Origin of the sequence: Mesoterricola silvestris, assembly GCF_030295405.1 — a bacterium.
Classification (GTDB): Bacteria; Acidobacteriota; Holophagae; order Holophagales; family Holophagaceae; genus Mesoterricola; species Mesoterricola silvestris.
On the sequence record NZ_AP027080.1, the window covers coordinates 4,538,537 to 4,557,343 of the forward strand.

Below are 18,807 nucleotides of genomic sequence, written 5' to 3' on the forward strand. Positions count from 1 at the left end.
ACCCACCCTAGAATCGAAGAACCCGACGAGGAGTCCCATGGAGACCAAGAACCTGCTCACCTTCAGGACCGCGGCCCAGTCCCTCAGCTTCACCCGCACCGCCACAACCCTGGGCTACGCCCAGTCCAGCGTCACGGCGCAGATGAAGGCCCTGGAGGAGACCCTGGGCTACGCGCTCTTCAACCGGGTGGGCAACCACCTCCAGCTCACGGAGCCGGGGCGGCGCTTCCTGGTCTATGCGGAGCGCATCCTGGCCCTCACGGACGAGGCCCTGTCCTCCAGCCTGGAAACCGGGGACGTGGGCGTGGTGCGCTTCACGGCCACGGAGACCATCGGCACCTATTTGCTGCCGCCGGTGCTCAAGGCCTTCACGGCCGCCTATCCCAAGATCCGGCTGCAGTTCCTCCCGGGCTTCTCCCGGGATTTCAAGCGCCAGGTGCTGGAGGGCGCGGTGGACTTCGCCTTCATCCTGGAGGAGTCCTTTCCCTCCAAGACCCTGGCCGTGGAAAAGCTGCGGGACGAGGAGATCCTGGTGCTGGGCTGCGCCGGCCACCGCCTGGCCCGGAGCCCCTCCGTGTCGACCGGGGACCTGGTGCGGGAGCCGGCCCTGCTCAAGACCAACGGCTGCAGCTACCGCGACCAGTTCGAGCGCCAGCTCATCGCGGCCGGGGCGCGCCCCGGCAACGGCATGGAATTCCAGCACGTGGAGACCATCAAGCGCTGCGTGGAGGTGGGCCTGGGCATCGCCCCCCTGCCCCGCATGGCCGTGGAGGACGAACTGGAGGCGGGCCGCCTGGTCCCCCTGAACTGGGACGGTCCCCGCCTGCAGGTGGCCACCTACCTGGTGTGGAATCCCCAGCGCCACCTGGACGCCGCGGGACATGCCTTCCTGGAGCACGTGCGGGCGGCTAGCAGAGGTCCGGAAAAGGCATCCCGGTGAGGGTGCTGGAGGGCCACCAGGGCCGCGCCAGGTTGTTCATGCAGGTCTGCACCTCCCGGCGGTAGCCCTCGGAGGTGCCCAGGAAGCGCACTTCGGCTTCCACGAAGCCGGCCCGGTCCGCCGGGTGGGCTTCCAGCACCTGGGCCTGGATCACATCCATGGGCAGGAGCGGATGGATCAGGGACCAGCCGTCCAGGACCGAATCCCCGGAGACGCGCTCCAGGAGGTGCGCCGGCATCTCCACCCGGCACCCCTGGGTGCCCAGGTCCAGGAGGCTGATGGTGCTGGGGGCGCCGCCGCCGGCGCGCACGCTGGCCTTGCACCGGTTCTTCACAGAAACGCGATCATTCTTCTTGCCGACCATGGCATGGCTCCCACGCCGGCGGAGCCGGCCAGGTTGTTGGAATCGCCCGCGGCGGGGGACTCGACGCCCCGGCCTCTTGGCTGGTTCCAGTGTCGGGCCGGGCGGGCCATCGGCGCAAACGAATGTAACTGATGGCTATAATCGAAAAATTCGATGACTACCTGGGGCCCGGTCCTTGCACTTGGCGGCTGGCGCGCAGGATGGCCTGGAAGACCCCCTCCACCACGTCCGGATCCAGGCCTTCCGCCCGGGCCCAGTCCCGCCGGTCCCGCAACAGGGACGCCTCCCGGCCCGGATCCAGGACGGGGGCGCCCAGCGCGGCCTTGGCCCGGCCCGCGCGGCGGCTGAGCTCGGCCCTGCGGGCCAGGAGTTCCACCAGTTCGCGGTCCAGGTCGTCGATGCGGGCCCGGGCCTCCACCAGCGCCGGGGACCGCTGGCCCAGGTCGGGAAGGGAGGCCGGGGCCGGCACCTCGCCCCCGCCCCCGGGCCCGGCCAGGCCCTGGTCGATGGCCTGCAGGGCCTGCAGCAGCTTGGACCGGGCCTCCCCGGCGAAGGGGTTGAGGTTCTGGATGGAGGTGAAGAGGTGGCTGGCGTCCTCCCGCACCGCGTCCAGGGTGCGCTGGATGGCGTGGAAGGAGGGCGGCGCGAAGGGCAGGTCCGCCCCGGCCCCCATCTCCAGCAGCCCCTTGGCAAGGAAGAAGGTCAGGGCGTGGGTGCTGGCCATGAGCCGGTCGTGGTCCTCCGCGCTCTGCTCCAGCACCTCGCAGCCCAGGCTCCGGAAGAGCCCCGTCACCCGGTCCGCCGCGGCCCGGTGGCCGGGCACGGCGCACACCACCGTGCGCAGCGGCCGCTCGGCGCGGGCCAGGCTCACGGGCCCGAAGAGGGGGTGGACGCCCACGTGGGGCCCCTGGAGGCGCTCGGCCATCCATTTCGCGGGAAGCACCTTGACGCTGGCCACGTCGAAGACGATCTGCCCCGGCCCCACCAGGGGCGCCACCCGGTCCAGGGCCTCCGGCAGGGCCCCCACGGGCACCGCCAGGGCGAGGAACTCCGAGGCCGCCACCAGGGTCTCCAGGTCCGGTGCGCGGTACTCCGCCGGCACGGGCGCTACGGGGTCCAGGGCCCGGTAGGCGCAGCCCCCCTCCTCCAGCAGCCCCCCCAGGGCCTGACCGAACTTCCCGTAGCCCAGAATGCCGATTCGCACCGCGCCGCCTCCAGGGCCATTGTGACCTAGGAGGGCCGCAAGGCGAAGGGCGGCGCCGTCCCTGGGGACGGGCCGCCCTCCTGCGGGGGGTTGATCTACGGGGTCTTCTTCCCCGGCTTCCGGGGCGCGGGTGCGGGGGTGTCCTGGACCTGGGTCTCCTGCTTGCGCACTTCGACCCGGGCGTCGGCCACCTGCACATCGATCTCCACGCGGCGGTTCTTGGCCTGGCCTTCCTTGGTGGCGTTGTCGGCGATGGGCTTGTCGGGGCCCACGCCCACGGTGGTGATGCGGCCGGCGGGGATGCCGGCTTCCGCCAGGATCCTGGCCACGGCGTCGGCACGGCGCTTGCCCAGGGAGATGTTCAGGGCCTTGCCGCCCACGGAGGAGGTGTGGCCGCTCACCACCAGCTTGTAGTCGCCGGGGTAGGCCTTGAGGCCCTCGGCCACCTTGCGCACGGCGGCGTTGCCCTCGGCGTCGATGTCCACCTTGCCGTTGGCGAAGTGCAGCATCGCCTCATCCAGCACGATCCGGGCGGGGGGCGGCGGAGGCGGGGGCGGGGGCGGCGGAACGGGCTTGGCCTCTTCCTTGGGCGGCTCGGGGGCCGGCGGCGGCGGGGGAGGCGGAGGGGGCGGTTCAGGCTTGGCCACCGGCTCGGGAGCGGGGGGCGGAGGCGGGGCGGGAACGGCCTTGCGGGCGCCGCCCCAGGTGTAGCCGATGCCCGCCAGGGCGAGCATCTCGCTGGAGTGGCCGCCATTGACGGAGACCCGCAGGGCCTTGATATCCCCCTGGAAGATGATCCGGTCGGTGAGGTGGGCCATGAGGCCGAACCCGGCGTGGAAATTCACCTTGTTCTTGTCGCCGTCCACCAGGGGCGCGTGCATGCGGGTCATGCCCGTGCCCGCCGCCAGGTAGGGATACCAGTTGGGGGCCCCCGGATTCAGGTTGTACAGGGCCGAAACCAGGCCCTGGTACTCGTGGGTGGCGGAATTCGTGGCGCGCACGTCCTGATTCGTCCGCAGGGCCTTCAGGTCCAGGGACCAGGTGTCCGAGAACCAGTGTCCCGCGCCCAGCCCGAAGGTCGGGCCATCGTTGAAGTAGTTCGCGACCTTGCGGAAGGCCGCGCCCCCCTGGATGGTCCCGTAGGACTGCCCCTCCTGGGCCATGAGGCCGACCGCCGATGCGGCCAGAAGGAAGACAAGGGCTTTCCGCATATCGCCTCCTCGGATGAATGACTTAAATCATCATACAACGCCTGCGCCCTGCGCATCGACCTTCAACGGCCGGTGAGGCGTTCCAGGGGGGCGGGGTACCGGTCCCCCCGCACGTCCATGGCCTTGGCCGCGGCCTCGATCTCGGCGAGGTCGCCGGCGCCGAGCTCCAGATCGGCGGCCCCCAGGTTCTCCTCCAGGCGCGCCGCCTTGGTGGTGCCGGGGATGGGCACGATCCAGGGCTTCTGGGCCAGCAGCCACGCCAGGGCCACCTGGGCGGGACTGGCGTGCCGGGGGGCGCCGATGCGGCCCAGCAGATCCACCAGGGCCTGGTTGGCCCTGCGGGCCTCCTCGGTGAACCGCGGCAGGTTGTTGCGGAAGTCCCCCTCGGCGAAGGTGGTCCGGTGGTCCATCGCCCCGGTGAGGAAGCCACGTCCCAGCGGGCTGTAGGGCACCAGTCCGATGCCCAGCTCCTCCAGGACGGGAAGGATCTTCCCTTCCAGGCGGCGCTCCCAGATGGAGTACTCGCTCTGCAGCGCGGTCACCGGCTGCACCGCGTGGGCCCGGCGGATCGTGGCCGCGGAAGCCTCGGAGAGGCCGAAGTGCCGGACCTTGCCCGCCTGGATCAGGTCCTTCACGGCCCCGGCCACGTCCTCGATGGGCACGGCCGGGTCCACCCGGTGCTGGTAGAACAGATCGATGACGTCGGTGCGAAGCCGCCGGAGGGAGGCCTCGGCCACCCTGCGGATGTTCTCCGGCCGGCTGTCCAGGGCCGGTCCGCCGTCCACCGCCGGCTGGCCGATGCCGAAACCGAACTTGGTGGCGATGACGACCTTGGCCCGCAGGGGCTGGAGGGCTTCGCCCACCAGCTCCTCGTTGGTGTAGGGTCCGTACACCTCCGCGGTGTCGAAGAAGGTGACCCCGCGGTCCACGGCGGACCGCAGCAGCCCGATCATGGCGGCCCGGTCCGGAAAGGGACCGTAGCCATGGGTCATGCCCATGCAGCCCAGGCCCAGGGCCGAAACCTCGAGGTTCCCGATTTTCCGTTTGCGCATCTTCAGCTCCTCAGGGACGCGATATCGATGACGAAGCGGTACTTCACGTCGCTCTTGAGCATGCGCTCGTACGCCTCGTTGATGTCCTGCATGCGGATCACCTCCACCTCGGAGGTGATGCCGTGCTGGCCGCAGAAATCCAGCATTTCCTGGGTCTCCCGGATCCCGCCGATGAGCGAGCCCGCCACGGACTTGCGGCCGAGGATCATGGGCACCGTGTTGAGGGCCGGTTCCAGGCCGCCCAGGTAGCCCACCAGCACCAGGGTGCCGCTGGGGGCCAGGGTGGGCACGTAGGGATTCAGGTCGTGGAGGCTGGGGACGGTGTCGAGGATGAGATCGAAGCGGCCCGCCACCCCCGCCATCTGCGCGGGGTCCGTGGAAAGCACGATGTGATCGGCGCCCATGCGCCGGGCGTCCTCCTCCTTCCCCCGGGAGCGGGTGAAGAGGGTGACCTCCGCCCCCAGGGCCTTGGCCAGCTTCAGGGCCATGTGCCCCAGGCCCCCCAGCCCCACCACGGCCACGCGGCTGCCCTTGCCCGCCTTCCAGTGGCGCAGGGGCGACCAGGTGGTGATGCCCGCGCACAGGAGCGGCGCGGCGCCCTTGAGGTCCAGCCCGTCGGGGATGCGCAGCACGAAGGCGTCGGAAACCACGATGCGCTCGGAGTAGCCGCCCTGGGTGGGCGTGTGGTCGTGGCGGTCCACGCCGCCGTAGGTGCCGGTGAAGTCCCCGCAGTACTGCTCGTCCCCCTCCTGGCAGGGCGTGCAATGGCGGCAGGAATCCACCAGGCAGCCCACCCCCACGGTGTCCCCCGCCTTGAACTTCGTCACCCGGGGCCCCACCTCCACCACCCGGCCGACGATCTCATGCCCGGGAACGATGGGGTACGTGGACCAGCCCCAGTCGTTGCGGGCGGTGTGCAGATCGGAGTGGCAGACGCCGCAGTAGAGGATCTCGATGACCACGTCGTCGGGACGGGGATCCCGGCGGTCGAAGCGGTAGGGGACGAGGGCGTCCGTGGGGGACGTGGCGGCATAGGCGCGGACGTTGGTGGGCATGGATTCCTCCTGGAAATCCCCGGGGTGCGTGCGGGGGATGCCAGCCAGTTTAAAAACGACCGGCCCGGACGGGTTGCCCAAAGATGCGGACTTTTTGCCCGATTCTCCGGAGTCGCCCCCGTTTTCCGAATGAATCGGGGGAGAATGACGCAAGGGAGGCGAGCATGGCTTCGTTCGGCGAATGGCTGGAGGAAAAGCGCACCGAAGGTTTGGGGAAGGGGTTCTCGCTCCTGCTCATCGCCGCCGGGGTGCTGGGACTGGGCTGGCTGGGCGTGCGCGCCTTCTCCGGGGGCGGCGGCGCCGATGCGCGATTCGTGGGCCGCAACGTGGCGGGCCTCGCCCTGCGGGACGCCGAAGGCCGCACCCGCACCCTGGGGGAATTCTCCGGCCAGGTGGTGGTGCTGGATTTCTGGGCCACCTGGTGCCCGCCCTGCCGCATGAGCCTGCCGGAACTGGCCGCCCTCCAGCAGGCCCAGGGCCCCGCCTACGCCGTGGTGCCCGTCTCCCTGGACCGCGGCGGCTTCGGGGCGGTCACCCCCTTCTTCGCCTCCAACCCGTCCATGGCCCTCACGGCCATGGTCCCCGCCGACCCGGCCGGCCTGGCCAAGGCCGTGGGCGAGATCGAAGCCATCCCCACGACCCTCATCGTCGACCGCAACGGCAAGGTGGCCAGCGCCTGGATGGGCTACACCCCCGGCCGCCTGGACCAGGAACTGAAGGCGGCGCTGGGAAAGTAGCCCGCGGTCCCATTCATGATTCAAATGGCTTTTTTATTGTAAATATTAGAGTTGGAATGCGGCAGGAAAGCCGCTAGCATCCCCTTGCCGTCCCTGGGACCCACCCCGATGGGTGGGCCTTGAACCGGGAGGCCATTTCAGATTCCCATTCAGGAGAAGCCATGCGTTCACCGTTTTTCATCGGGAGGGCCCTCGCCCTCGCCGTTCCCGCCCTCGCCCTGGCCGCCGCGCCGTCCACGCCCCGGGAGGCCCAGGCCGCCCGGATCTGGCGCGACAGCTTCGGCGGAAAGCCCACCCCCGGCGCCGAGGTGCTGGGGGATGCCAGCGCCTGGAACGCCTTCTGGCGGAGCCAGAACCGGGACACCCCCGCCTTCGATTTCACCGGCGCCGTGGCCGTGGTGGCCTACGGCGGCGAGAAGGCCACCGGCGGCTACGCCGTGGACTTCCTGGAACCCACCCCGCAGGGCAATGACCTGGTGGTCACCTGGCAGGTGGTGCCGCCCCCTGCGGATGCCATGGTGCCCCAGGTCCTCACCCGCCCCTGGGCGGTGCGGGCCTTCCCGAGGCCCACGGGCGGCGTGATCGTGAAGCAGGTGAACGCCGACTGACCCGGGGCGGTATCCTGGACCGGAAGGTTGGCGCTTGAAAGGTCTCGTCCGGTCCAAGGGGTTTTCGCTGTTCATCGCCGCCATGGCCGCGATGCCCCCGCTCAGCATCGATCTGATCCTGCCGGCCCTGGTGCTGATGGCCGGCGCGCTGGGGGCTTCGCCGGCCCGGGTGGGACTGGCCATCAGCTTGTTCCTCCTGGGCTTCGCCTCGTCGCAACTGGTCCTGGGGCCCCTTTCCGATCGGGTCGGCCGCCGCCCCGTCCTGTTGGGCTCCTGCCTCCTCTTCGCCGCGGCCGGGCTGGGTTGCGCCCTGGCGGGCTCCCTCCCCGTGCTGCTGGCCCTGCGCCTGGCCCAGGGGGTCGCGGCCGGCGGCTGCAACGTCGTCATTTTCGCCGTGGTGCGGGATCTGTTCGAAGGCGACGAGGTGCGCCGGAAACTGGCCACGGCCAATGCCCTGCTGGGCCTGGCGCCCATGGCGGCGCCGGCCCTGGGGGCCCTCCTGCTGGGGGCGTTCGGCTGGCGGGGCATGTTCGCCGCCCTGGGAGGGGGCGGCCTCCTCCTGCTCGCGGCCTGCGCCCTGCTGCTGGAGGAGTCCATCGGCGGCCGCCGGCGCCGGGTGGGCGCCGGCCAGCTGGCGCGGGGCTACCTGGAAGTCCTGGCGGCGCGGCCGGTGCTGGGCTGCACCCTGGTCGCCGGATTGAGCTTCGGCATGCTCCAAGCCCACGTCATCGGGTCCAGCGTCCTGTTCATGAGCTTCCTGCACCTGAGCCCCCGGGCCTATGCCCTGGTGTTCTCCGTCATCGCCTCGGGGCAGATCCTGGGGGCGCTGGCGTCCGGGCAATTCGCCCGCCTTGGCTACGATCATGTGCGGACCCTGCTGGCCGGCATCCTGTTGGGCCTGACGGGCAGCTTGGTCTTCCTGGCCCTGGGCATGGCCGGAAGGCTTTCCGTGGCCACCGCGGCGCCCGCCCTGTTCCTGGTGACCACCGCCCTGGGCCTGATCACGCCCACCGCCGCCCACGGCGTGCTGGCCCCCATGGCCCGCATGGCCGGCACGGCCTCCGCCGTCCTGGGTTGCATCCGCATGTCCGGCGGCGCCCTGGCCTCGGCCCTGGTTTCCCTCACCACCCACGGCACGCCCGCGGGCATGGCGGGCGTGATGCTGGTCTGCTCGGGCGGGGCCTTGGCTGTTTGGATGCTGTTCCTGAAGCCCTCCGGCGCCCGGGAGGCGGATCCGGGGGTTTCCCTGGAAGCCTGACCGGGCGATCCAGCCCGTGTACCGTCGCGTCAGCCGCGCGGGCCTCCCAGCACCTCCCGGACCTTCCTGCGCAGCTGATCCGTGGAGAAGGGCTTCTGCAGGAAGGGCAGCCCCTCCTCCAGCACCCCGTGGCGGAGGATGGCGTCGTTGGTGTAGCCGGAAAGGAAGAGCACCTTGATCCCCGGATGCCGCTTCGCCACCCATTCGGAAAGCTCCCGCCCGTTCATGCCGGGCATGATCACGTCAGTGACCATGAGATCAATGCGGGCGGCGCCTTCGGACAGGCACAGCATCGCCTCCGCGGCGTTCCGGGCCGCGAGGACCTCGTACCCGGCCTCCTCCAGCAGGGTCTTGAGCACGGACCGCACCGAATCCTCGTCCTCCACCACCAGGAGGGTCCCTTCCCCGGGCTCGTCCGGATCCGGGGCGGGGGGTTCGGCCAGCGCCCCCGATTCCCCGGGAGGAACCCCAGGCAGGAGGATCTTGAAGGTGGTGCCCTTCCCGGGTTCGCTGTAGAGGAAGACGTACCCCCGGGACTGCTGGATGATCCCGAAGACCGTGGCCAGCCCCAGTCCCGTGCCCTTGCCCAGGCCCTTCGTGGTGAAGAAGGGCTCGAAGGCCCGCGCCTGGGTCTCCTTGTCCATGCCCACGCCGTTGTCGCTGACGGCGAGCGTCACGTAGGGGCCGGGGCGGGTGCCGGGGTGGGTCAGGGCGTAGCCCTCGTCCAGGTCCGCGTTGGCCGCCTCCAGCGTCAGCATGCCCCCGTCGGGCATGGCGTCCCGGGCGTTCACGGCCAGGTTCAGGATGACCTGGTCCATCTGGTTGGGATCGGCCTCGAAGGGGCGGAGGTCCGGCGCGATGGACAGCTTCACGTCGATGTCCTCCCCCAGCACCCGCTTCAGCAGGCCCGCGGAATTCCGGAGGACCTCGCCCAGGTCCAGGGTCCGCAGGGACATGACCTGCTGGCGGCTGAAGGTCAGGAGCTGGCGGGTGAGGCCCGCCGCCCTTTCCGACGCCGAAAGGATCAGGTCCACCGCCGGGGATTCCCCCCCCGTGAACTTGAGCTGTTCGGCACTGGTGTAGATGACCGTCAGGAGATTGTTGAAGTCGTGGGCGATGCCGCCGGCGAGCCTTCCCAGGGCCTCCATCTTGCTGGTCTGGCGGAGCTGTTCGTCCCGCTTGCGGATCACCTCCATGGCCTCCGCCAGGGCCTCGGTGCGGTCATGGACCCGGTTCTCCAACTCCCCCTGCTGGGAGCGGAGCCGCTGATTGGCCTCCTGGATCTCGTGGGCCCGGCGCACGATATCCACCTCCGCCTGGGAGGGATCCAGGCAGAAATCCCCGGGCGCGGTCCCGGTCTCCAGGCGCTTCTGGAGGATGTACTCCGTGACGTCCTCCACCTGGTGGAGGATGTACCGCACCTCCCCGTCGGGGCCCAGCACGGGATGATTGGTGGGGCTCCAGTACCGCTCCAGGTACCCCCCCCTCCCCGCCCTCCCGGATATCGTATTTCTGCACGGCCATGGAATCGTAGCGGCGGGTGGAGAGGACGCGCTCCAGGGAGCCTCTCAGGGTGGTGACGCCCGTGGCCTTCACTTCCTCCGGGTTGTCCGGGAAGACCTCGAAGATGCCCTTGCCCACGATCTCCGCCCGGACCGTCTGGGTCGCCTGCAGGTACTCCTCCGTCACGGCATGGATGGTCAGATCGGGCTGGAGGGCGAGGATCGCGGCGGGGAGGGCCTCGAAGATCCTCCGGAACTCCGATTCCGGATCCGTGGGCAACCTGTCTGTCGTTCCCATGACCACCTCGACGCGGATACAGCGGTCCTCGCGGAAGCCCAGCCATGGAAGCGCTTTCGAAGGGACCCGAACGAAGGCATGGACAGGTGCTGACCCATTCTAATGACCCGTTTCCCCGGATGCAAAGTGATGGTTTATATATGTATCTTGAATATCCATGGGTCCTTTTAGGCGGACCCGCCGGGGACCTGATCCACGTCTCAGGAACCAATCGTTTATTATGAATTTATCCTAATTATCCGGACACGCCGCCCGGATCCTATTTCCCGGCCACGCGCCCCAGCGCCTCCAGCACCCGCTCCGGCGTGAATGGCACATGGGTCACCCGGGCGCCGGTGGCATCGAACACGGCGTTGGCCAGGGCCGCGGCCACCGGCACCACGGGGGGTTCGCCGATGCCCTGGGTGGCCATGGCGCTGTTTTCCGCGAAGACCACCTCCATGCGCGGGATGGCGGAGAACCGGGGCAGGAGGTAGGTATCGAAGTTCCGGTCCAGGATCCGGCCGCCCTTGAAATGGATCTCCTCGCTGAGGGCCTGGCCGATGCCCATGGTGATGGCGCCCTCCACCTGCTGGCGGGCGCCGTCGGGGTTCACCACGAGGCCCACGTCCACGGCCTCCAGGAAGCGCTCCACGCGCACCTTCCCGGTGGCCTTGTCCACAGCCACCTGGGCCACGGCCACCACCAGGGCCTGGCGCCAGGCGCCGCAGGCCAGGCCGATGCCGCGGCCGGTGGGGCCGGGGGCGGGTTCCCAGCCGAAGGTCTCCACCGCCAGGTCCAGGAGGCGCAGGAGGCGGGCGTCGGTGACCAGGCGCCGGCGCAGGGTCACGGGGTCCACCCCGGCCTTGGCGGCCAGGGCGTCCAGTTGGCCTTCCCGGGCGAAGGCGTTGGTGTGGGCGTTGGGGGCCCGCCAGGCGCCGGTGCGCAGGGGATGGAGGCCGGGCACCGACGGGGCCCGGAACCGCGCCGTCTGCATCTCGTAGGGGAACTCCGCCTCCCCCAGGGAAACGCCGGACACGGTGGTGTCCCAGAAGGTGAGGGCCCCGCGGCCGGCATCCAGGCCGGAGCGGATCTTCACCACCGCCGCCGGGCGGAAGGTGTCCATGAAGAAGTCCTCCTCCCGGTTCCAGGCCAGCTGCACCGGGACGCCGGGCACCTGGCGCGCGATGCGGGCGGCCTCCGCGGCCCCGGGGCCCACCAGCTTGCCCCCGAACCCGCCGCCCACGAACGGGGTGATGATGCGGACCTTGTCCTCGCCCAGCCCCAGGGCCTTGGCCACCTCCTCCCGGATGACGAAGGGGGACTGGGTGGAGGCCCACACCGTCATGCGCCCCCCTTCCCATTTGGCCACGGAGGTGTGGGGTTCGAGGGTGGCGTGGCCTTCGTAGGCGTTGCGGTACTCCGCCTCCACGAGGGTGGCGGCCCGCTTCTCGCCGGCGGCCACATCCCCCCGGGAGAGGATCACGCGCTGGCCGGGCGCGGCCTTGTCCACGAGGTACGCGTGGATCCGGGCGTCATCCACGTCGGGCCCGGTCCCTTCGAAGGTGGCCTTCACCTGGGCGAGGGCCCTGCGGGCGGTGTCGGGCTGGGGATGCAGCACCGCCAGGAGGGTGCCGTCCCGCACGATGCGCACGCCCGGGATCCGTTCCGCGGCCGCGGTGTCGGCCGCGGCGAGGATCTGCCCATGGGCCGGGGGCCGGAGGACGCAGGCGTGGAGGGTTCCGGGAAACCGCAGGTCGCCGGCGTACCGCGCGGCGCCGGTGACCTTGGGGAGGGCGTCCTTGCGGGGGACGCGGTGTCCGATGAGGGTGCACTGGGAAAGGGGCTTGGGCTTGACCCGGCCCAGGCGCCGCTCCATCTTCCGCCCCTGGACCAGGGCCCCGAAGGTGGTGCGGCGCGTGGGATCCGCCTTCACCCAGATGGCGCCGTCCTTCAGCGCGAGGGCCGTGGGGGGCTCGCCCAGGGCCTTGGAGGCCATGGCCAGGAGCACCGCCCGCGCCTCCGCGGCGGCCCCCCGGATGACGGGGGCCGTGTGCCACATCGTGAGGGAGCCGCCGGTGGGCAGGTCCCAGGGGCAGAGGTCCGTGTCGCCCAGGAGCATGTCCACCTGGGCCGGGTCCAGCTCCAGTTCCTCGGCCACGAGCATGGCCAGCACCGTCATGGCGCCCTGGCCCAGTTCGGCCTTCCCCACGAAGCAGCCCACGCGGCCGTCCGCGGAGACCTTCAGGTAGGCGTTGAAGTCCTCGGGGTAGGCCCCGGGCCGCGTGGGCTCGATGGGAGCGGCGCCGGCGGGGCCCGAGAAGAAGAACGTGAGGGTGCCCGCCGCCGCGCCCTGAAGGAAGGTCCGCCTCTTCATCGCACACCTCCCATGGCCTTGCCCGCCGATTCCACGGCGTCCAGGATCCTCACGTGGGCCCCGCAGCGGCAGAGGTTCCCCTCCATGGCCTCCACGATCTCCGCCCGGGTCGCCCGGGGCTTCTTCTTGAGGAAGGCCCAGGCGGCCAGGATCATGCCCGAGGTGCAGTAGCCGCACTGGAAGGCATGGTGGTCCCGGAAGGCCTTCTGGACGGGATCCAGCTCGCCGCCCTTGGCCAGCCCTTCGATGGTGGTCACCGCCTTCCCCGCCACCTCCCCCACCTGGGTGGAGCAGGAGGGCACCGCCTCGAAGTCCACCAGCACCGTGCAGGCCCCGCACAGCCCCGCCTCGCACCCCACCTTGGTGCCGGTGAGCCCCAGCTCGTCCCGAAGGACCCAAACAAGCATCCGGTCCGGGGGACTGGTGACGGTGACCGGTTGGCCGTTGAGGGTGAAGGAGACGGTGGCGGTCATCGGAATCCTCCGGGGCGAAGACATGGGGTAGGGATGCCAAATTATAATCCTGGAGCCGGCGATAAAGGTTGGGACATGAAACCGGCAAAAAATCAGGACGGCGCCAGGATCGATCGCGAGGAGCGGTTCATTCTTTTCCCAGCGCCCCAGCGAGCCCTCTGCGCCCCAGCGTTTGATCCCTTACATGCCTGTTCCGGCGCGACTCGTACCATCGGCCCGGTAATTCATGAAAAAGATTAAACGCTGGGGCGCAGAGGGCTCGCTGGGGCGCTGGGAAAAGCAAAAGCTAAGGGCGCTTGAGTTCTTCTTCGTAGACCTTCAGATCGGACGGACTGAAGCAGCAGAAAACAACTTCCGCGATGGGATTGGGCTTGCCCAGAAATGCCCGCGTGGTTGAAACGGCGATCCGGCAGGCGCTTTCAACGGGGTAGCCAAAGATGCCCGTGCTGATGCTGGGAAAGGCGATGGAGTGGAGGGAATGCTCGGACGCCAATTCCAGGCACCGCACATAGCAGGAGGCAAGCACCTCCGCTTCGCCCCAGGTGCCGCCCCGCCAGACGGGACCCACCGTGTGGATGATGTGCTTCGCCGGAAGCCGGTAGCCCTTGGTGATCTTCGCGTCGCCGGGCTTGCAGCCCCCCAGCAACCGGCATTCATGCACCAGGTCGGGTCCAGCCGCACGGTGGATGGCGCCGTCCACCCCGCCTCCGCCCAGGAGGGAGGAATTGGCGGCATTCACGATGGCATCCAGATCCAATTGGGTGATGTCCGCGAGTTGGGCGCGCAGGATCGAGGTCATCGGGGAAGCCTAGCACCGAAGCCGCGCCGGCCCCAACCTTGCGATCCGAACGGGTCGCTCGACTTATTTCACCTCGTGTTCCGTTGCACCGGTGCAGGACGCAAACTGGAAACCGGAGCATCTCCCCGGGGAGGACCCACGCAAGCTTTCCATAGCTCCCTGAAAGCCTGGTCCTTCATCCCCCCACCTTCCATCCAACGAGGTGCCTATGACCCATTCCATCCTACGAAACCCGTACAGCCGCCTTTGCGCCCTGCTCATCGCCTCTTCCGGCGCCCTGCTCGCGCAGTCCAGCGCTGTCGGGCATATTTCCGGAAAGGTGATCCGTCCCGACGGAACGCCCTTCACCCAGCAGTTGGTGGTGATCGAAACGCCGCGCGGCAACCGGGAGATCCGCACCAACGAGCAGGGCGAGTTCTTCATCCCGAACCTGGTTCCCGGCAAGGTCACCGTGAAGGTCACCGCCCCGGACATGCTCCACTTCCGGAGCGAGATCCTGGTCCTCGTGAACCAGACCTCCAACCTTTCGATCCGGCTCCGGCCCCAGGCTTCCACCACGGTGGAAGTGGTGGATGTCGGCAGCTCGCTGCCCCTGAGCACCACGGACCAGACGCAGGCCAAGACCGGCCTCACCACCAACATGGAGGTGATCGACAACCTGCCGATCCCCCTCACGACCGGCGGGGATCGCGTGTCCTCCTTCCTGAACCTGGTTCCCGGGACCAACACGGGCTACGCCTACCATGGAGCCACGACCCTCTCCTACCATGTGGATGGCGTGGACACCACGGACTCGGTCTACGGCAGGGGCATCACCCTGCTGAACAACGATCTGGTCGACCAGGTCCAGATGCTCACGGGCGGCGTGAACGCCAAGTACGGGCGGTTCGACGGCGGTCTGGTCAGCGTCACCACCAAGAGCGGGACGAACGTCTTCGAGGGATCCGCGCGCTTCGCCATCTCGAACCCCAAGTGGGGAGGGATCGGCAAGACCCCAGAGATCTACAAAGCCCTGAACATGCCCATCGCCAGGCCCCTGGACGCCACCACCACCATCCAGTCCTACACCTTCATGGGCCCCCTCATCAAGGACACCCTGTTCTTCTCCCTGGGCTACCAGACCTATTCTCCCCAGGAGAAAACGGCCCAGACGACCAGTGGACTCAAATTCGCCGGCGTGCCCTTCGTGTCGTCCACGGGCGAAACCCGGCAGGACGCGAAACTGGACTGGCTCGTCAACAACGATAACCGTATCTATTTCCAGTACAACCACAGCGTCCAGGACTCCGACAACGCGTACACCAATGGCGGCAACCCCTCCTCCCTCTCCACCCTGAGCGGGCTCACGCGAACCACCCGCGGCTACTATTCGCTCGGGTGGACCAGCCAGCTGGCCTCGAACCTGCTTCTGGATGTCAAGTACAACGATACCAACTATAAACAGGACCAGCGCGGTTCCAGCGGGGGCAACTCGGTCGTTTCCTGGCTGGATGTGCCGGATTTCACCCTCTTCGACAACGGCACCTTTGCCAGCGTGGTGGACGAGCGCCACCAGAAGGTCTTCAGCGCGGGCGTCACCTGGTTTGCCAAGGGCCTGGGCGAGCACCAGGTGGATGCCGGTGTGCAGAGTTACCATTTCACCGACGAGACGGGAGCCTTGGATTACCCTTCAGGCTACTTGATCCACTTCAACGGCTTCATCCCCGGCGCCACGACGCCGGCCCTGGGGAACCGGCTCCTCGTTCCCGGCAATCCGGCCCTGACCCAGCTCATTTCCGAACAGGCGGTCTCCGGCAAGGCCACCAGCCGAAACCAGTCCGTCTACCTGAACGACACCTGGTCCCTGGACAAGCATGTCTCCGTGAACCTGGGCCTTCGCTACGACAATTTCTCGGGTACCACCGTCCCCGAAAACAACACCTATTCCACCCACGCGTTCGCCCCCAGGCTGGGCGTCAACTACGACGTCGCCGGCGACAAGACCCGGATCTTCAGCTTCACGGCGGCCGAGTACCAGGCCCAGATCCTCCAGGGCAGTCTTGCCAACGCCTCGGTGACCAAGACGCCGATCACCCGGACCTATGCCTACAACGGACCCGCCGCCCCCGCGGGACAGGGGAACGGGCAGCAGGCCCTGAATGCCAATGGCTCCATCAATTGGGCGGTGTGGGGCAACCTCGCCGGGGCCACCGGCGTGAACAACTACATGACGTCCGTGGATCCCATCCAGAACCGCACGACCTTCGTGGATCCCAATATCAAGGCCCCGAGAACCCGGGAACTCACCCTCGGGTACCACCAGGAGACTGCCAACCAAGCCTTCAGCGCAACCCTGGTCCGCCGATGGATGGACCGGTTCCTGGACGCCCTTTGGACCGGCGACGGCATCGCCCCCGGTGTCGCCAAGATCCTCATCTCCAACGACCCCGACGGCAAGCGGGACTACTACGGCCTCGAACTGACCTACCGGAACAATGCCAACGAGCACGTCTCCTTCGGCGGCAACGCCACCTGGTCCCGCTCCCTGGACAACGTCAATAACCAGAGCTTGGCCAACAACTTCGGCGTAGGGAGCCAGCAGGGCATCCCCCGCGACCAGCTCAGCCCCTACGGCCCGAGCTCGGGCATCGACCGCTCCTTCATCTTCCACGGGGATGTGACCTTCAAGCAGGGGCTCGGCAAGGGGACCTTCAATGCCTCCCTCCTCGGCAGCTACTACGGCAAGGAAACCTACGGCTACCGCTTCGGCACCGCCCTGACGCCCTCGAACCTGGTGGCCCAGGGGTATGCCGCCACCTACAGCAGGTTCTTCCCGGAGCTCGGCCCGCTCCACCAGCCCGAATACTACACGCTGGATATGCAGATCGGATACACCCACGCCTTCACGAAAAAAATGAACGCGTTCCTCAAGATCAACATCCAGAACATCCTGAACTACATGCCCAACTACATGAACACGTACTACGGCACGGCCTACACCGGGACCTACCAGCCCTTCGCCATGTTCGACGGCAAGGGCACGGTCAACGTCGCGCCGCGCACCGTCAGTTTTGATCTCGGCTTCCGCTTCTGAGCGGACGGGCAAGGAACCTCCGGTGCAGCCGCCACGTGTGGATCCGGATCACGAAAACGAGGGCGGCCGGCCCCACCATGGGATACCCGGCGAAGCCCGGAAACAAAGGAGAGGACACGATGTCCAAATTCCGCAATCACGGCTGTGCCGTTCTTCTTCTCGCGGCGCCGCTGTATTCCTCGCCCGGCGCGGCCCAGGCCCCCAAGGCCCCGGCGGCCCCGGCGGTGACCCTCAAGGTGGGCGACCAGGCCCCGGCCTTCGTCCATGGCGCCTGGCTCAAGGGCAAGCCCGTCCAGGCCCTGGCCAAGGGCCAGACCTATGTCCTGGAATTCTGGGCGACCTGGTGCGGCCCCTGCAAGCAGGCCATTCCCCACGTGACCGAACTGGCGAAGAAATACGCCGGGAAGGTCACCTTCATCGGGGTCAACGTCATGCAGGAGGGCAAGGACCCGAAGGCGATCGACGCGAGCGTGGCCGCCTTCGTGAAGAGCCAGGGGGCCGCCATGGAGTACCGGGTCTGCCGGGACACCAGGGACGATGGCATGAAGAAGACCTGGCTGGACGCCGCCGGCGTCCAGGGCATCCCGGCCACCTTCATCGTGGACGGCACCGGCCGCCTCGTCTGGAAGGGCCACCCCCTCAGCATGGACCCCGTGCTCGAGCAACTGGCGGCGGGAACCTTCGATCCCGTCGCGGCCATTGCCGAGGCCAAGACCAATAAGGAAGCCCTGGAGCGCATCAGCGAGGCGCTCAAGGCCAAAGAGTGGCAGAAGGCGCTGGAACTGGCATCTACCTGCAAGCCCAAGAGCAAAGTGGACATCATGAGCGTCGAGTGGCTCCGTTTCCAGGCGCTCCTTCACGTGGACGAGAAGGCGGCCCTCGCCCTCTACGATTCCTCCATCAAGGACGCCCCCGATTGGGCCTTCCCGTTCGTGGGCACCGTGATCCGCACCGATGGGCTTTCCAAGGACTGGTACCTCCGGGTCATCCCGACGCTGGAGGAGCTCGTCAAGAAGGAGCCGGCCGCGGTGGGCATGCTGGCCGAGGCCCAGTTCCGGGCGGGGGATTTCGCGAACGCCGCCAGGAACAAAGCCAAGGAGATCGAGGAACTCAAGGGCCGCCTTCCCGGGATCCTCAAGGAGCATCCCGATGCGGGTCCGATGGTCAAGGGGGCTCTGGCGAAAATGGAAGCGGAGCTGAAGGAGTACCAGGCCGCCGTGAAGCCCTGAGGCCCCGGCGGGGTCGCCCTTCCCAGGGCCGGGCAAGGCGGGTGCCGATCCGCCTTGCCCGGCCTTCCTGCGTTCCGGGGCGAACCGGTGCATAGGGGAATCGAAAAACCGGTGCATGACCCTGGCGGAGGTCCGCCGTAACCCGGGGTGGGCCACCCGTTGGCCACCCTCGTCCGGAAAGCCGATCATGATGCGACCGAAACCCCTCCTCGTCTTCCTTGGCCTGACCCTGGCCCTGCTCGCGCCCGCCCGCGCCCCTCAGCCCCAAGCCGGTCTGGCGCTCCAGGGAAAGAGCATCCCGGTCGCCCTTCCCCCCCCACCGCCGCCGAAACCCGGGCCGGAACCCGGCCCCGCCGTGGCGCCCGTCGACCCGCAGCGGCCCCGCACGACGATCCAGAGGCTGATGGCCCCCGTGGCCCTGAAGTGCGCCCTGCAGCTTCCCCTGGGGGGCGGCGCCCTGGCGGCGATCCTGATGAAACTGGCCTGGTTCGCGGATCTCGTCCTGGGCACGGTCGGGTTCTGGGGCCTCCTGGGCCTGGTGACCGGAGCTTCCCTGGCCGCCTACCACCTGACCGGGGCACGGGCCGGAGGCTCCCGCCGCCAACCCGACGTTCCGACCCACCCCGTCATGTAAAAGCGGAAACCGGG

At 68.7% G+C, this 18,807-nt stretch carries 16 protein-coding genes; 7 read left to right on the forward strand and 9 right to left on the reverse strand.

The window, feature by feature from the left end; translation table 11 throughout:
• Nucleotides 1-37: 37 nt before the first annotated feature.
• Entirely contained in the window at nucleotides 38-940 is a 903-nt protein-coding gene (locus R2J76_RS19490; RefSeq protein WP_316413329.1) for a LysR family transcriptional regulator, read from the forward strand.
• Here the strand turns inward: R2J76_RS19490 and R2J76_RS19495 are convergent.
• From R2J76_RS19495 to R2J76_RS19515, 5 genes are all read right to left on the reverse strand, one after another.
• Entirely contained in the window at nucleotides 909-1,304 is a 396-nt protein-coding gene (locus R2J76_RS19495; protein ID WP_316413331.1) for a hypothetical protein, read from the reverse strand. The two genes, R2J76_RS19490 and R2J76_RS19495, sit on opposite strands and share 32 nt — an antisense overlap.
• A gap of 157 nt (nucleotides 1,305-1,461) precedes the next feature.
• Nucleotides 1,462-2,508 (reverse strand): prephenate dehydrogenase/arogenate dehydrogenase family protein, encoded by a 1,047-nt coding sequence (locus R2J76_RS19500; protein ID WP_316413332.1) that lies wholly within the window; start codon nucleotides 2,506-2,508, stop codon nucleotides 1,462-1,464.
• Nucleotides 2,509-2,603: 95 nt separating this feature from the next.
• On the reverse strand, nucleotides 2,604-3,719 hold the full coding sequence (locus tag R2J76_RS19505; RefSeq protein WP_316413333.1) for an OmpA family protein: 1,116 nt from the start codon (nucleotides 3,717-3,719) through the stop codon (nucleotides 2,604-2,606).
• A gap of 62 nt (nucleotides 3,720-3,781) precedes the next feature.
• Nucleotides 3,782-4,771, reverse strand: coding sequence for an aldo/keto reductase (locus R2J76_RS19510; protein ID WP_316413334.1), 990 nt, complete (start codon nucleotides 4,769-4,771; stop codon nucleotides 3,782-3,784).
• Between the two features lie 2 nt (nucleotides 4,772-4,773).
• Nucleotides 4,774-5,826, reverse strand: a complete 1,053-nt coding sequence (locus tag R2J76_RS19515; protein ID WP_316413335.1) for an NAD(P)-dependent alcohol dehydrogenase — start codon at nucleotides 5,824-5,826, stop codon at nucleotides 4,774-4,776.
• Between the two features lie 164 nt (nucleotides 5,827-5,990).
• Here R2J76_RS19515 and R2J76_RS19520 point away from each other — a divergent pair, with 164 nt between their 5' ends.
• The 3 genes from R2J76_RS19520 (at nucleotide 5,991) to R2J76_RS19530 (ending at nucleotide 8,429) form a co-directional block, all read left to right on the forward strand.
• Nucleotides 5,991-6,563 carry a TlpA family protein disulfide reductase gene (locus R2J76_RS19520; RefSeq protein ID WP_316413336.1) on the forward strand — a complete coding sequence of 191 codons (573 nt, stop codon included), beginning with the start codon at nucleotides 5,991-5,993 and terminating at the stop codon, nucleotides 6,561-6,563.
• 161 nt (nucleotides 6,564-6,724) lie between these two features.
• Nucleotides 6,725-7,171: a protease complex subunit PrcB family protein gene (locus tag R2J76_RS19525; protein WP_316413337.1), complete on the forward strand. Its 447-nt coding sequence runs from the start codon at nucleotides 6,725-6,727 to the stop codon at nucleotides 7,169-7,171.
• A 34-nt stretch (nucleotides 7,172-7,205) separates the two neighbouring features.
• On the forward strand, nucleotides 7,206-8,429 hold the full coding sequence (locus R2J76_RS19530) for a Bcr/CflA family efflux MFS transporter (RefSeq protein ID WP_316413338.1): 1,224 nt from the start codon (nucleotides 7,206-7,208) through the stop codon (nucleotides 8,427-8,429).
• Nucleotides 8,430-8,458: 29 nt separating this feature from the next.
• On the opposite strand, the gene R2J76_RS19535 is transcribed toward R2J76_RS19530, so the two are convergent.
• The 4 genes from R2J76_RS19535 to R2J76_RS19550 form a co-directional block, all read right to left on the reverse strand.
• Complete coding sequence (locus R2J76_RS19535) at nucleotides 8,459-9,871, reverse strand: response regulator (protein ID WP_316413339.1); 1,413 nt, start codon at nucleotides 9,869-9,871, stop codon at nucleotides 8,459-8,461.
• A 617-nt stretch (nucleotides 9,872-10,488) separates the two neighbouring features.
• Nucleotides 10,489-12,585, reverse strand: a complete 2,097-nt coding sequence (locus tag R2J76_RS19540; RefSeq protein WP_316413340.1) for a xanthine dehydrogenase family protein molybdopterin-binding subunit — start codon at nucleotides 12,583-12,585, stop codon at nucleotides 10,489-10,491.
• Entirely contained in the window at nucleotides 12,582-13,058 is a 477-nt protein-coding gene (locus tag R2J76_RS19545; RefSeq protein WP_316413341.1) for a (2Fe-2S)-binding protein, read from the reverse strand. The genes R2J76_RS19540 and R2J76_RS19545 overlap by 4 nt, the downstream gene beginning before the upstream one ends.
• 286 nt (nucleotides 13,059-13,344) lie before the next feature.
• The gene (locus R2J76_RS19550) at nucleotides 13,345-13,857 is read right to left on the reverse strand and encodes an O-acetyl-ADP-ribose deacetylase (RefSeq protein ID WP_316413342.1); all 513 of its coding nucleotides are present in this window, start codon (nucleotides 13,855-13,857) and stop codon (nucleotides 13,345-13,347) included.
• A 208-nt stretch (nucleotides 13,858-14,065) separates the two neighbouring features.
• Here R2J76_RS19550 and R2J76_RS19555 point away from each other — a divergent pair, with 208 nt between their 5' ends.
• The 3 genes from R2J76_RS19555 to R2J76_RS19565 all read left to right on the forward strand — a co-directional run bounded on the left by R2J76_RS19555 (nucleotide 14,066) and on the right by R2J76_RS19565 (nucleotide 18,793).
• A complete protein-coding gene (locus R2J76_RS19555; RefSeq protein ID WP_316413343.1) occupies nucleotides 14,066-16,930 on the forward strand; it encodes a TonB-dependent receptor in 2,865 nt (954 codons plus the stop codon).
• 119 nt (nucleotides 16,931-17,049) lie between these two features.
• A complete protein-coding gene (locus R2J76_RS19560) occupies nucleotides 17,050-18,159 on the forward strand; it encodes a TlpA family protein disulfide reductase (protein WP_316413344.1) in 1,110 nt (369 codons plus the stop codon).
• A gap of 187 nt (nucleotides 18,160-18,346) precedes the next feature.
• A complete protein-coding gene (locus R2J76_RS19565) occupies nucleotides 18,347-18,793 on the forward strand; it encodes a hypothetical protein (protein ID WP_316413345.1) in 447 nt (148 codons plus the stop codon).
• Nucleotides 18,794-18,807: the final 14 nt, after the last annotated feature.

Excerpts from the sequence above, each read along its gene's own strand:
- R2J76_RS19490 (WP_316413329.1), top strand. The coding sequence starts at position 38 with ATGGAGACCAAGAACCTGCTCACCTTCAGGACCGCGGCCCAGTCCCTC.
- R2J76_RS19495 (WP_316413331.1), bottom strand. The coding sequence starts at position 1,304 with ATGGTCGGCAAGAAGAATGATCGCGTTTCTGTGAAGAACCGGTGCAAG.
- R2J76_RS19505 (WP_316413333.1), bottom strand. The coding sequence starts at position 3,719 with ATGCGGAAAGCCCTTGTCTTCCTTCTGGCCGCATCGGCGGTCGGCCTC.
- R2J76_RS19510 (WP_316413334.1), bottom strand. The coding sequence starts at position 4,771 with ATGCGCAAACGGAAAATCGGGAACCTCGAGGTTTCGGCCCTGGGCCTG.
- R2J76_RS19515 (WP_316413335.1), bottom strand. The coding sequence starts at position 5,826 with ATGCCCACCAACGTCCGCGCCTATGCCGCCACGTCCCCCACGGACGCC.
- R2J76_RS19520 (WP_316413336.1), top strand. The coding sequence starts at position 5,991 with ATGGCTTCGTTCGGCGAATGGCTGGAGGAAAAGCGCACCGAAGGTTTG.
- R2J76_RS19525 (WP_316413337.1), top strand. The coding sequence starts at position 6,725 with ATGCGTTCACCGTTTTTCATCGGGAGGGCCCTCGCCCTCGCCGTTCCC.
- R2J76_RS19540 (WP_316413340.1), bottom strand. The coding sequence starts at position 12,585 with ATGAAGAGGCGGACCTTCCTTCAGGGCGCGGCGGCGGGCACCCTCACG.
- R2J76_RS19545 (WP_316413341.1), bottom strand. The coding sequence starts at position 13,058 with ATGACCGCCACCGTCTCCTTCACCCTCAACGGCCAACCGGTCACCGTC.
- R2J76_RS19550 (WP_316413342.1), bottom strand. The coding sequence starts at position 13,857 with ATGACCTCGATCCTGCGCGCCCAACTCGCGGACATCACCCAATTGGAT.
- R2J76_RS19555 (WP_316413343.1), top strand. The coding sequence starts at position 14,066 with ATGACCCATTCCATCCTACGAAACCCGTACAGCCGCCTTTGCGCCCTG.
- R2J76_RS19560 (WP_316413344.1), top strand. The coding sequence starts at position 17,050 with ATGTCCAAATTCCGCAATCACGGCTGTGCCGTTCTTCTTCTCGCGGCG.
- R2J76_RS19565 (WP_316413345.1), top strand. The coding sequence starts at position 18,347 with ATGATGCGACCGAAACCCCTCCTCGTCTTCCTTGGCCTGACCCTGGCC.